Source organism: Tunturiibacter psychrotolerans (assembly GCF_051013365.1).
Classification (GTDB): Bacteria; Acidobacteriota; Terriglobia; order Terriglobales; family Acidobacteriaceae; genus Edaphobacter; species Edaphobacter psychrotolerans_A.
Map to the genome: position 1 here is coordinate 2262916 of NZ_CP132941.1, position 12966 is coordinate 2275881.

A 12966-nucleotide genomic window follows, 5' to 3' on the forward strand; every position below is an offset into this window, starting at 1 on the left:
GATTTACTAGTGTCATACTCACTTGCATGCGTTTATTCCAAGTTGGAATCATCACGCTGGCGGCACTTTGGCCCTACGTTTGCCCGGCACAACAACACGAGTTGACCTTTAGTGCTGAGATCAATTCAATTCACAATCCAGTTCAAATCCCATCGGACGCGCTCACCGTCTTGAAAAACGACAAAGATGATTTCCCAAACGGCGCATCCGAACATCTTCGATGCAGCGACCACGAAAAAAACGAGCCGAGCGAGCAGATTCTCTGCACAACGCTACCTCTTTCTTCTTCGCCAGGTACCGACTACCTCATCATCGGAGTGGGCGACCTGCGTGGCGCGCACATCGTTCCGCTCTGGATCATTCACACAGAAATAGGCACACCTGTTCTGATTTTCAAAACTCATGCCGATACGTTGACAATTCTTCCGAGCGCTCACAAGGGTCACCGCGATCTAATGGCTACTTTTATCTTTGGAGCAGGTACGACGATCCAATATGAGCATTTTCTTTTTGACGGCAAGTCGTACAAGCTCTCCTCCACTAAAGAAACTCACAACTAAGTGGCATAATCACCGCATGACCCTGCGACTCATTCTCTCAACAGCGCTTCTCAGCGCATCCCTCTCCGCAACTCTGCCCGCCGCAGCCCAAGTCCCCGCGCCCATCACCACCGACCCCGCACACACCGCGACCAACCCCGCCTCCTTCGCAACCTTCCAGATCCCCAGCCACGGCGCCCAACTCAACGCCATCGCCTACATCCCCTCCGGTCCCGGACCGCACCCAGTCGTTCTTCTCCTACACGGCTTCCCCGGCAACGAAAAAAATCTCGACCTCGCCCAAACCATTCGCCGCGCCGGCTGGACCGTCGTCTACTTCGACTACCGCGGCTCCTGGGGCTCGCCCGGCGACTTCTCCTTCACCCACTCCATCGAAGACACTCAGTCCGCAATCGCCTTTCTACATGACCCAGCGAACGCAAAGAAGCTCCGCGCCGATCCCTCCTACATCGTTCTCATCGGTCACAGCATGGGCGGCTTCATGGCCCGTTACGTCGCCGCGCAGGACCCCTCCATCAAAGCCGTAGGCCTCATCTCCGCAGCCGATATGAGCGTCGACATGATGCAATCCATCAAACCCGAACAGCAAAAGACCGCAATCGCCGCCCTAGCCGTCGGACTCGCAGACGAAGGCATGGCCCCGCTCGCCGGCTGCACCCCGGAAAGCCTCGCCAAAGAAGTCGCCGCCAACGCAGCCGCCTGGAACATCCCCACACTAGCCCCCAAGCTCGCCACCCGCCCCATCCTCGTCATCACCTCCGACGACGGCCTTGCCCCTTCCAACGACGCCTTCGTCGAAGCCCTTCACAAAGCAGGCAATCAAGACGTCAAAACCGTCCACATGGCAACCGACCACTCCTACTCCGACCAGCGCATCGCGCTCGAAGAGGCAGTCCTCGACGGCCTCGATCACCTCCAACAAAAATAACCCTGTCACCACACCCCGCCAGGAGCATTTAAACTGCTCTCAGCTTCGTTGCATCCAACCGGACGAAGGAGACGGAGCAGCCTTGATTCGACTCACCCCCAGCCCTGCCCACGTTGCCGCACCGCACGCCCACTTGCTGTGGCTCGTCCCTCACTTCCGTCACACCTGGTTCCTGGCCATCTTCCTCTTCTGTTCGGCCATCGTTCTCGCGAACGTGGTGCACTACGTCCTGTTCCGCATACTGCGCCGCAAAGAAGAAGAGAGCAAAACCTTCGGCTGGGGCCTGCATCGTTATCTCGGTAAACCCGCCCGCGCCATCTTCTTCCTCACTTGTCTCCTCCTCCTCCTTCCGGCGGTCCCCGGGCTGCCCGACAAGATGGAAGACAACATCCGCCAGGGCCTCGTCATGGCGATGGTCGCCTCGCTCGGTTGGTTCGCGGTGGGCTGTATCTACGTCCTCCAGTCCATCATGTTGCGGCGCTACGACCTCAACGCCGAAAACAACATCCAGGCCCGCCGCGTCCATACCCAGTTCCAGCTCTTCCGCCGCATGCTCATCAGCTTCGTCGTCATCATCGACATCGGCGCCCTCCTTTGGACTTTCAACGACCCCCGCATCTGGCACTACGGTTCCGGCCTCCTCGCCTCCGCCGGCATCGCCTCGCTCATCATCGCCACCGCAGCCAAATCCACCGCCGCAAACTTCTTCGCCGGCCTTCAGATCGCCCTCACCGAACCCATTCGCATCGATGACGTCGTCGTAGTCCAGGGTGAGTGGGGCCGCATCGAAGAGATCAACTCAGCCTACGTCGTCATCCGTATCTGGGATCTCCGCCGCCTCATCGTCCCCCTAAGCTACTTCATCGAAAATTCCTTTCAGAACTGGACCCGCGAGTCCTCCGACATCATGGGCACCGCCTTCCTCTACGTCGACTACTCCATCCCCGTCGAAGCCCTTCGCCAGCAACTCGAATCCATCGTCCATCCCTCGCCGCTCTGGAACAACAAAACCTGCGGCCTCCAGGTCACCAACCTCACCGACCGCTCCATGGAGCTTCGCTGCCTCATGAGTTCCCGCAACTCGAGTGAAAACTTCGACCTCCGCTGCCTCGTCCGCGAAAAAATGACCGAGTGGATTCAACAGAACTACCCCGACGCGTTCCCCACCACTCGCTTCGCCTCGCGACCCGACAACTCACTTAACAACAATGCAAACCAATCAAACGATCAGAACTTCCTGCAACCCATCAAGCCGGATCGTCATTAGGTCACTTGAGAGACGGAAACGAGCCCAATTTTCACCTCCGACCAACGGGAGGGCCAAGAAAAGGTATACAAGTCACGAAGTGACCGCGCCACGCGCAGTGGGCCCGTCCGGCAGGACAAATAGAACTCCTTCAAAACTCCACCCTCACACCCAACTGAATCTGCCGCTCCGGCGATTGCCCCGTAGCCGCCGCAGTAAACGTTCCAAAGGGCTGCACATTCAAACCCTCCGCCGCAACCGTAGCCGCATTCTGAAACACCAGCGGCGTCACCCCATTCGTCTCCGTCCCCACCAGATAAGCCCGCTGCATAATCGCTGAATAGTTCACGCGATTCGTCAGATTGAATGCCTCCGCCACCCCGCGCACCTTCACACCCTCGCTCACCATCACCGCCTTGCTCAAACGCAGATCGACGCGCCCCGTATCCGGCAGCCGCAGCGTGTTCCTCCCAACCGTTGGCAGATACACCGCCCCACCCGCGCCATTGATACTCTCGTGCCCACCAGCCAGTCTCGTCCCGCCAAAGATATCGAGGCTATAAGGCTTCCCACTCGTCTCAGTAAAGATCGGCGCCACCGCCCAGCCATTCATCGTGCTGCTCAACCAGTGCTGCTCGATCGAAAATCTCGGCTCCCAAACCACACTCGCCACAACCTTATGCGGATAGTTCAGCGCCGAGAGCCCCTTGTCATACCGCACATCGAACGGATCGAACTGCCCGTTGGTCCGCGGCGTCGCCCCGCCGCTCTGCCCATAGTCAATAGCCTTAGCCCAGGTCCAACTCCCGCGAAACTCCAGCCCCCCGCGACTACGTCGCCGCGCCTCCAGCACCAGCGCGTTATAAGTCGCATCCGCGTTCGAAACGATGTCCGTCACCGGCCCAAAATTCGTATTCACCCTCTGGGAATAAAACGGGACCAAAAAAGTCTCGCCATCCTGAACCCCCACAGCTCCAGTCCCACCCTGCAACTGAAACTCTTTTGTAACCGTCGAAGGAGCAATATTAATATCCACCGAGTTCGGCAGCTGCCGATCGAGATTCAGCAGATACGTAGCGCTCGCCACCGTCCCCGCACCCACTTCCCTTTCAATGGAAAAACTCCCCTGCTGTACCATCGGCAGGCGAAATCTGCGATCGAACACAGTCGCCGAAGTAGTCTTCGCCACCGCCGCCGGCGGCGTCGTCACATACGCGCACGCGTACCCAAACCCCTGATTCGCCACCTGCGGACAATCTGTAACCGTAGTAGGTAAGATCTGCACACTCGTCGTCGAAGACGGCAGCGCCGTATTTACCAGCGCGCTCTTTACCGTGGCCCCCGGCAGTCTCCCATAAAACAATCCGTACCCCACCCGAACTGTCCCCCGCCCCGACCCAAACGGCTCCCACGACACACCCGCTCTTGGCCCGAAGTTATTTCGATCCTCCGGAAACACGCTAGTCGCGCCCGTCTGCCCAAACGCTGCATCCAGCGTCGCGTTCGGTGTCTGGGGCAGCGGCGAAAGCTCATATTCGTAACGCAAACCGGCACTTATTGTCAGCCCTGGCCGCACCCGCCACTCATCCTGCAGAAACCCCGCCCACTCCTGCGTGTCGAACGTCACCGCCTGCTGCCCAAAGCTCTGCGTAAACGACCGAAAGCAAAACTCATGCACCGTCGCAGTAATCGACGGACACCCTCCATTCGGATACGCATTCACATTGAACGTATAGTCCGTAATCCAATCCACCAACCCGCCCGCATGACCCGAAGTGATCCCGCTGTCGTAGTGAAACGCCCCCTGCAGATTGCTCAAGCTCGAAATATAGTCATGCACAAAGCTCACGTCCGCGCCCACCTGCAGCTGATGCCGCCCTCTCACCACCGTCATCAAATCCGCCAGCTGCACCTTATTCTCATCCGGATAAGCCGTTCGCCCCACCGAGCTCGAAGTCCCAAACGTAAATCCATCCGGGCCAATCGCAATCTCCGGAGCAAACCCATCCGGTCCCACCGCCGGCTCCTGCGGCAGCGGCTTCCCCGCCGTCTCATACTGAAAGTCCCGCCCATACTGCACCCGCAACTCATGGCTCACCTTTGGCGACACAGTCCACGTCCACCGCCCCAGCAGCGAATCCACCTTCGCATAGCTGCTCCCCAAACTCGCCGTCCCCAGATCCACCACCGGAGCCGTCCGCACACCCGACGCTGCACTCGACCGCGCCCGGTCATACTGTACACTCAGCCGCTGTCGCTCCTTTACCTGCCAATCCATCTTCCCAAAGTTGATCGTCTGGTCCTGCCGCCTCGCAACCGTCCCCGTCAAACTATCCAGATACGTCAGCGCCGCATTCACCTTCGACGCCGTCACGCCCCTATTTCCCAACAACGCAATCTGCGTCGGCGTCAGCGAATAAAAGTTAGGATCCTCCGGGGTCGAAATCGCCGGAAACGACCGCCGCTGCTGATCGTACGCATAAAAATAAAACAGCTTATCCCGCACCACCGGACCACCGACGCTGCCCCCAAACTGCTGCCGCAGATCACTCGGCTTCACCGCCGCACTCGAGCTCACCCCATCCACATACGTCGTCTGAATCGAAAACGGATTCGTCGCTCCAAACGCACTCGACCGCACCAGGTAAAACCCCGTCCCATGCATCGCGTTCGTGCCGCTCTTCGACACCGTCGTAATAATCCCCCCAGCCGCATGCCCATACAACGCCGAATAGTTCTGCCCGCTCACCCGAAACTCCCGCACCGCCTCCTGCGAAAACGTATAAGCCGCACCCGCATGCCTCCCATACCCGCCGCCTCCATCCACACTCCCCGCACTTACCCGCCGCGAAGACCCCGTCTCCGCCGCATCTTCAATCTCCGCCGCACTCTCCCCACCCGTCCCTCGCGGCACTGCGCCAAAGCTCTGATCGTCATCCCCGCCATCGATCCTGCTGCTGTTCTGCGTCGAAGCCACCCCACGAAAACTCAGCAATCCGTCCCCATCCGGATCGGCGTTCACCGTCGGCGTCAACAGCGCAAACGTCTGCCATCGCCGCCCATTCACCGGCGTTCGTTCTATCTCCTCCGGCGTAATCACACTTGTCGTAGCCACCGACGCAGCCTCATCCACACTCACCGTAACCGGAGACTCCGGCACCGCTGTCACATCCACCGAACTCACCACCCCACCAACCTTCAGCCGCGCCTCCACCGACGTCACGCCCCCCACCTCGACCACCACTGGCTCCAGCGTCAGCTTCGCGAACCGCTCATAGTCCACCGCCACCCGGTATTCGCCCGCCGGCAGATGTACCACGACAAACTCGCCCCTGCCCACTGTCTTCGCAACAGCGACATATCCGTTCGCGACATTTTCGACCTGCACCACCGCGCCCACCAGCGCAGCGCCCGTCGCGTCCACCACAAAGCCGCTGACCGCGCCATCCACCGAACTCTGGCCCCACGCGCACCCGCCCAACACCGCAGCGGCACAACACCACAGCAACCAGGCCCGCACAACATTCCTCACACCCGCGCACACCTTCGCGCGTCCCACACACAACGACATGCTCTCTCCGCGGATCCTGTGCCGCTCTACGCCGCAAACCACGGGAAGATGAAAAAGTAAGCTCGCCGTGCCCTTTCGCTATCCGGGCACAGCATCGCAACAACACCACGCCAAAAACGGCGGAACACTAATGAGCTTAGCCGCACAACCAGCAATTATGAAAGGCCACTTCCGTGTTAAACGCGAAAGGGTTGCAGTCTCAGTTACACATCTCCGCATTACGTCACAAAAAACAGATCACTCTTTCCACACCGCCGCCCTTCGGCTCAAAACCAGCACCAGAGCGCACATCCTAGTACACTAGAAGTTGAAGCATGTTTATTGACGAAGCAAAAATTCGTATCAAGGCCGGCGACGGCGGCAACGGCTGCATGGCCTTCCGCCGCGAAAAGTTCGTCCCCAAGGGCGGTCCCTCAGGCGGCGACGGCGGCCACGGAGGCGACGTCCTCATGTCCTCGTCCCTCAGCCACAACACCCTGGTCCACTTCCGTTTCAATCCCGAATGGAAGGCCGAGCGCGGCGGACACGGCGAAGGCTCCAACTGCTCCGGAACCTCCGGCAAGCCCACGACCCTCAAAGTCCCTGTAGGCACCCTCCTCTACGACGACGCCACCGGCGAGCTCATCCACGACTTCGCACGCCCCAACGAAACCATCGTCATCGCCAAGGGCGGACGCGGCGGACGCGGCAACCAGCACTTTGCCACCAGCACCCATCAGGCCCCGCGAGAGCACGAACTCGGCCGCGCCGGCGAAGAGCGTGCCTACCGCCTCGAACTCCGTCTCCTCGCAGACGCAGGCCTCGTCGGCTATCCCAACGTCGGCAAATCGACCCTCATCTCGCGGCTCTCCGCCGCAAAACCCAAGATCGCCAACTACGCCTTCACCACGCTCGAGCCCAACCTCGGCGTCGTCGAAGTCGGCGACTTCCCCCACACCGAATCCTTCACCATCGCCGACCTCCCCGGCCTCATCGAAGGCGCGCACCTCGGCCACGGTCTCGGCATCCAGTTCCTCAAACACATCGAGCGCACCAGCGTCATCGTCCACCTCGTCGACGTCTCCGACTCCAGCGCCGCCGAAGGCACCGCCCGGCCCGACCCCGTCGCCGACTATAAAGTCATCACCGACGAGCTGAAGAGCTTCGACCCCGCACTAGCCGCCAAACCCACCATCCTCGTCGCCGCCAAAATCGACGTCGCCAATCCCGACAAGCTCAAAAAGCTCACCGCCATGGCCAAGCGCCGCAAGCTGCCCTTCTTCGCCATCTCTGCCGTCACCGGCGAAGGCATCGAGCCGCTCAAGTTCGCCATCGCCGAGCTGGTCGCTACCCACCGCCCGGTCGATCTCGAGCCCGCCCCTACCGAACCCGCCAAGCTCAAACCCCACTACCCACCGCCACCAAGCTCCGCCCGCGGCCGCGCCTAGCTCATCGTCATCGAAAATTAATAGCCAGCTTTCACAACATTGGAAGCTAATAGAGTGCCAGTCAAAGTTTCGTTTCTTTAACGGAGGCACACATGGCAACTCAATTCGCCGAGACCACCGAACAACTGTGGGAGCGTTGGCCGACTCTGTCGCACGCCGAGCGCCTGAACCAGTTTCGTCAAATGCATACGGCGGAAAAAGCCGAGTTCTTCCACCAGCTCAGCGCTCGTGACCAGAGCGACCTGCTGCTTCGTCTGCCCGAGGATCAGCGTCATGTCTGGATTCGAATGCTTGCTCCAGATGATGCTGCGGATCTGATCCAGGAGGTCAACCCCAGCCGGCGCGACGACCTGCTTCGCCTGCTCGACGACCAGACCCGGAAGGAAGTAACCGCTCTGCTCGCCTATCAGGAGGATGAAGCCGGGGGACTGATGAACCCGCGCTTCGCTCGTCTGCGCCCGGAGTTGATCGTCGACGCAGCCATCTCCTATATGCGCCGCGAGGCTTCACACGTTGAACACATCTACTACGCCTACGTCCTGGACCAGGAGCAGCATCTGCTGGGTGTGGTTTCGCTGCGTCAGTTATTCGCTGCCGATCCGAACAAGCTCGTCCAGGATGTGATGGAGACAGATCTCGTAACGGTCTCCGACGAGGCGGATCAAAAAGATGTCGTCACGGTCGTTCGCGACAGCCGCCTGCTAGCCGTCCCCGTGCTCGACGCCAATCGTCGCATGGTCGGCATCGTAACCGTAGACGACATCGTGGACGTCGTTGAGGAGGAGGCAAGCCGCGACATTCAGAATGTCGGCGGTACCGAGGCCCTCGATGCCCCCTACCTCGAAACCACCTTCTTCGAGATGGTGAAAAAGCGCGCCGGTTGGTTGGCCATTCTCTTCGTCGGAGAGATGTTCACCGCCACCGCCATGAGCTTTTTCGAAGACGAGATCGCCAAGGCTGTTGTCCTCGCCCTCTTCCTTCCCCTCATCATCAGCAGCGGCGGAAACTCCGGATCGCAGGCCACAACCCTGGTGATCCAGGCAATGGCCACCGGCGACGTCCGCCTGCGCGACTGGTTTCGAGTAGTCCGACGAGAGCTCTTCATCGGCCTCGCTCTCGGATGCACCCTCGGAATTATTGGTCTGATCCGTATCTTTGCCTGGCAGTCCATCTTTCATACTTACGGAGAGCAGACCGCGATCCTCGCAGTGACGATCCTATGCAGCCTGATCGGCGTAGTCGCCTTCGGAACCCTCGCAGGGTCGATGCTGCCGTTTATCTTGCGGCGTTGCGGACTCAATCCAGCGAGCGCCTCCGCTCCCTTCGTTGCAACTCTCGTCGATGTGACCGGCCTGGTCATCTACTTCTCGATCGCGAAAGCGATCATGCTCAAGCCCCATTGAACCAGGCGGCCTTGTGTTTACGATCTCGAACCCGCCCCAGTCGAGCGAGCGCTCCATATGTTCGTGATATACCAGTAGGCGCATGATTGACGAAAGCTGGAAAGCCGTCGCGAAACAAATAGACGAATGTAAGTATCTCTACATGCGTGCTCTTCATGAGCCCCGCGACAATGAGATTCGGTTTATCGTCGAAGAGGCTGGATTGCAAGCACCACTCATAAGGACAGGCGAAGAAGATCCTTCCAGTATCGCCGCGCTCTTTTCTGACGCACAGCCCATCAGATCGGACTCTTCGTCGCGACTCTTTGAGATCGCTTACTACGATTACACGTCCTACACGGTTTCGAATGAAACCTATAGCAAATATCCCGAGCCTCCGGAGCTTTTTACAGGAAACCTGTTCAGAGTATTCAGGTGGTCCTATCTGTTAGAGATGACTCGCAAGACGACCTACGCGAACGATGAGCACCCCGGACCCGGGCCGCTCGAACACCATGCGATTGTCTGCCTCAATCACGTGATCGACGTGATTACCACTCGCCCCCCAACGATGACGCTTCTTGATCGATTGGAGATAAAAACAGACTCCCTTGTGAACTAATCGAATTAGTCATGAATCCCTCAAACAAAACCGACGAGCGGCAACTCGATCAAATCGTAGACGGGCCACCCGCCGAGTTCCCGCAACCCATCATCCTGACAGGACGATTCGTCTCTCTCACCCCCGTAGATCCGAACCTCCACGCAGCATCTCTCTTCCATGCCTCACACGTCCCAGACGCCGAGCAGCCTTGGCGCTACCTGCCGGACACGCCCCCACCCAACCTCGAATCGTTTAAATCCTACCTCGCCTCCAGGGCAGCAAAAGACCGGCTCGACTTCGCAATCGTCGACAACAACTCCAACGAAGCCGTCGGCCTCGCCGCCTACCTTGCCATCGAACCCACCAACCGGAGAATAGAGGTAGGCAACATCCTCTTCGCTCCCCGTCTGCAACGAACTCCCGGTGGAACCGAAGCCATGTACCTTATGGCCAGACACGCCTTCGAACTTCGATACCGACGGTACGAGTGGAAGTGCAACGCACTCAACGAACCCTCGCGAAAAGCTGCCCTCCGCTACGGCTTCCAGTTCGAAGGCATCTTCCGGCAGCACATGATCGTGAAGGGCAAAAATCGCGACACAGCCTGGTTCTCCCTCCTCGACAGCGAATGGCCGACCCGCAGAGCAATCTTCGAACGCTGGCTCGATCCCTCCAACTTCCTCCCAGACGGCACGCAACGAGCCTCCCTCTCAGACATTGGCCGAGCCATCAACTAAAGCAATGCCTTCTGCGAAGCGCGAAAGCTGCAAAGCGTGAAAGCAGCGAAGCGTGAAACAATCTGGCACCTCCGAAAATCTGTCATTTCGACCGGAGCGGGACGCTTTTGTCCCGCGTAGTGGAGAAACCTGCTGTCTTGCGTCGCCGGTACAAACGGCCTGACTCGGCTGCACCCCCGAAAAAACTGTCAAGCCCCATCACGGTATAACCCCATTACATTGAACATTTTAGCCGTTGCGCATCAGTTATGTGCAGGTCGTTATAATTGACATAAGAGGTTTTAGAAATTCTCAGCCCTAGACTGGCTTTGAGACATCTCCATGTCCCTTCTAACTCTTTTATTTTGACGAATTTGGCCGTAACCCGTTTGGAATGACGAATTTGCAACATTGAAACCCTTGTAAATAGCTGATAATAAGGGATTTACACCAAGGCACCCCCCCCGGGGGGGTACCCCCCTCAGGAACAGGTGCCGGTCCAGCTCTTGCCATCGAAGCCAAAAGACGCGTAGGGTTTAACGCGGACCCAGGTACCTGCTGGGACAGGTGGTATCCAGCCAAAGTCGTTCTTTAAGAGCGATACGCGGCGGAGCTGCACTGGAGATTGCAATGAGCTTGACCACGTTCTCACCCGAACGAGCCGGCGCCCAGCCCGGGCGACAGGCCGATTCTCTTACCAAAGTTACCGTCCCCTCCCTCCTTGAAAAGAAAATGCTGCGACAGCCAATCGTGGCCGTCACCGCCTACGACTACGCCACCGCCCGGCTGGTCGATGAAGCCGGCCTCGACGTCCTCCTCGTAGGCGACTCGCTCGCCATGGTCATGCAGGGTCATGAAAACACGCTCGCCATCACCATGGACGAGATGCTCCTCTACACCCGCGGCGTACGCCGAGCTGTGAAACGCGCCCTCCTGGTAGCCGACATGCCCTTCGGCAGCTACCACACCGGCGACCGCGAAGCCCTCGCCAACGCCATCCGCTTCGTCAAAGAATCCGGAGCCGAAGCAGTCAAGCTCGAAGGCGGACGCGAACGCAAGGAACTCATCCAGCGAATCGTAGCCGCCGAGATCCCAGTCATGGGACACATCGGACTCACACCCCAGAGCGTCCACCGCATGGGAGGCTACAAAGTACAGGGCAAGACAATGGAAGCGATCGACGAGCTCCGCACCGACGCACTCGCCCTCGAAGAGGCAGGCTGCTTCGCCATCGTCCTCGAAGGCGTCCCTCGCGAACTCGCCCGCATCATCACCGACGAGCTCCATATCCCCACCATCGGAATCGGAGCCGGTCCCGACTGCGACGGACAGATCCTCGTCATGCACGACATGATGACCATGACCTTCTCGCCTCCCGCCAAGTTCGTCCGGCGCTACGCCGATATAGCGGGAGTAATGCGGGCAGCCCTCGACGAATACCGCCGCGACGTCGAAGCCCGCACCTTCCCCGCCGACGCCGAGAGCTACCACTTCTCCCGCGAGATCCGGGAGCTGATGGCAGAACCAGTCGAACTGGTGGAATAGCCGAGAAAACCGAATCGAGTCAGAATGAAACTGTCAGCGGCCAGCGTTGAGTGCGCTGCGACCGTTGTGCGTCAATCGGATTCGACCACAGAGCAGGAATCAGCCGCAAAGGTGTAGAGAGAAGGAGCTGTCATTCGATGCAGATCGTAAAGAGTGTTGCGCAGATGCAAACCATCTGCCGCAAACTCCGGACTCAAGGTGTAGTGCTCGGCTTCGTGCCGACGATGGGCGCACTCCACCAAGGTCATCTCTCACTAGTCCAGCGAGCAATCGCAGAGTGCCAGACCGTCGCGGCATCGATCTTCGTCAATCCCCTCCAGTTCGCTCCAGGAGAAGACTTTGCCAAGTATCCCCGCACCTTCGAGCAGGATGCAAGACAACTCGAAGCTGAAGGTGTAGCCATCCTCTTCGCTCCCGACGCGAAGGAGATGTATCCCGAAGGTGCCGTAACAACCATCACAGTACCCGGCATCGGCGACCGGCTAGACGGAGCCTCTCGCCCCGGCCACTTCACCGGGGTCGCAACGGTCGTAGCGAAGCTATTTCACATCGTCGCACCCCACCGCGCCTACTTCGGTCAGAAGGACGCCGCCCAACTAGCCGTCCTAAGACAAATGACCCAGGATTTAAACTTCGACCTCGAGCTGGTGAGCTGCGCAATCGTGAGAGATGCCGATGGTCTCGCTCTGAGCAGCAGGAATCAATACCTCAGCGGGCTGGAACGCGAAGAAGCATTGGTGTTGCACCGAGCGCTTACCCGAATCGAGCACAGTATTACCATTGGAGAACGCCAAAGCTCGACACTCTTACAGATCGGAAGGAACGTTCTGGACACCGCTACAGGCATACAAGTGGATTACTTGGCCATAGTCGATCCAAGGTCGCTTCTCCCCGTGGCATCTGCAGAGAAGGGCGCGCTGGTCGCGGTGGCAGCGTATGTCGGGCGCACTCGTCTGATCGACAACTTTCTGGTCACCTAGAAACGGC

At 59.0% G+C, this 12966-nt stretch carries 10 protein-coding genes; 9 read left to right on the forward strand and 1 reads right to left on the reverse strand.

Annotation, left to right across the window (positions count from 1 at the left end):
- Positions 1-26 precede the first annotated feature (26 nt).
- The 3 genes from RBB76_RS09570 to RBB76_RS09580 all read left to right on the forward strand — a co-directional run bounded on the left by RBB76_RS09570 (position 27) and on the right by RBB76_RS09580 (position 2755).
- Positions 27-560: a hypothetical protein gene (locus tag RBB76_RS09570; RefSeq protein WP_429634622.1), complete on the forward strand. Its 534-nt coding sequence runs from the start codon at positions 27-29 to the stop codon at positions 558-560.
- Positions 561-576: 16 nt separating this feature from the next.
- Entirely contained in the window at positions 577-1488 is a 912-nt protein-coding gene (locus RBB76_RS09575) for an alpha/beta hydrolase family protein (RefSeq protein WP_429634621.1), read from the forward strand.
- 82 nt (positions 1489-1570) lie between these two features.
- A complete protein-coding gene (locus tag RBB76_RS09580; RefSeq protein ID WP_429634620.1) occupies positions 1571-2755 on the forward strand; it encodes a mechanosensitive ion channel family protein in 1185 nt (394 codons plus the stop codon).
- 130 nt (positions 2756-2885) lie between these two features.
- Here the strand turns inward: RBB76_RS09580 and RBB76_RS09585 are convergent, their stop codons facing one another.
- Positions 2886-6305: a TonB-dependent receptor domain-containing protein gene (locus tag RBB76_RS09585; RefSeq protein WP_429634619.1), complete on the reverse strand. Its 3420-nt coding sequence runs from the start codon at positions 6303-6305 to the stop codon at positions 2886-2888.
- Between the two features lie 314 nt (positions 6306-6619).
- On the opposite strand from RBB76_RS09585, the gene obgE reads away from it, so the two are divergent.
- The 6 genes from obgE to panC all read left to right on the forward strand — a co-directional run bounded on the left by obgE (position 6620) and on the right by panC (position 12959).
- The gene (gene obgE / locus RBB76_RS09590) at positions 6620-7732 is read left to right on the forward strand and encodes a GTPase ObgE (protein ID WP_429634618.1); all 1113 of its coding nucleotides are present in this window, start codon (positions 6620-6622) and stop codon (positions 7730-7732) included.
- A gap of 92 nt (positions 7733-7824) precedes the next feature.
- A complete protein-coding gene (gene mgtE, locus RBB76_RS09595; protein ID WP_429634617.1) occupies positions 7825-9135 on the forward strand; it encodes a magnesium transporter in 1311 nt (436 codons plus the stop codon).
- An 82-nt stretch (positions 9136-9217) separates the two neighbouring features.
- Positions 9218-9736 carry a hypothetical protein gene (locus RBB76_RS09600; RefSeq protein WP_429634616.1) on the forward strand — a complete coding sequence of 173 codons (519 nt, stop codon included), beginning with the start codon at positions 9218-9220 and terminating at the stop codon, positions 9734-9736.
- Positions 9737-9747: 11 nt separating this feature from the next.
- On the forward strand, positions 9748-10455 hold the full coding sequence (locus tag RBB76_RS09605) for a GNAT family N-acetyltransferase (protein ID WP_429634615.1): 708 nt from the start codon (positions 9748-9750) through the stop codon (positions 10453-10455).
- A gap of 609 nt (positions 10456-11064) precedes the next feature.
- Positions 11065-11979 carry a 3-methyl-2-oxobutanoate hydroxymethyltransferase gene (panB, locus tag RBB76_RS09610; protein ID WP_429634614.1) on the forward strand — a complete coding sequence of 305 codons (915 nt, stop codon included), beginning with the start codon at positions 11065-11067 and terminating at the stop codon, positions 11977-11979.
- Between the two features lie 137 nt (positions 11980-12116).
- Entirely contained in the window at positions 12117-12959 is an 843-nt protein-coding gene (gene panC / locus RBB76_RS09615) for a pantoate--beta-alanine ligase (protein WP_429634613.1), read from the forward strand.
- The last annotated feature ends 7 nt before the right edge of the window (positions 12960-12966 follow it).

What these genes read in the sequence shown, in the direction of transcription:
- RBB76_RS09570 (WP_429634622.1), top strand. Translation starts at nt 27, where the DNA reads ATGCGTTTATTCCAAGTTGGAATCATCACGCTGGCGGCACTTTGGCCC.
- RBB76_RS09575 (WP_429634621.1), top strand. Translation starts at nt 577, where the DNA reads ATGACCCTGCGACTCATTCTCTCAACAGCGCTTCTCAGCGCATCCCTC.
- RBB76_RS09585 (WP_429634619.1), bottom strand. Translation starts at nt 6,305, where the DNA reads ATGTCGTTGTGTGTGGGACGCGCGAAGGTGTGCGCGGGTGTGAGGAAT.
- obgE (WP_429634618.1), top strand. Translation starts at nt 6,620, where the DNA reads ATGTTTATTGACGAAGCAAAAATTCGTATCAAGGCCGGCGACGGCGGC.
- mgtE (WP_429634617.1), top strand. Translation starts at nt 7,825, where the DNA reads ATGGCAACTCAATTCGCCGAGACCACCGAACAACTGTGGGAGCGTTGG.
- RBB76_RS09600 (WP_429634616.1), top strand. Translation starts at nt 9,218, where the DNA reads ATGATTGACGAAAGCTGGAAAGCCGTCGCGAAACAAATAGACGAATGT.
- RBB76_RS09605 (WP_429634615.1), top strand. Translation starts at nt 9,748, where the DNA reads ATGAATCCCTCAAACAAAACCGACGAGCGGCAACTCGATCAAATCGTA.
- panB (WP_429634614.1), top strand. Translation starts at nt 11,065, where the DNA reads ATGAGCTTGACCACGTTCTCACCCGAACGAGCCGGCGCCCAGCCCGGG.
- panC (WP_429634613.1), top strand. Translation starts at nt 12,117, where the DNA reads ATGCAGATCGTAAAGAGTGTTGCGCAGATGCAAACCATCTGCCGCAAA.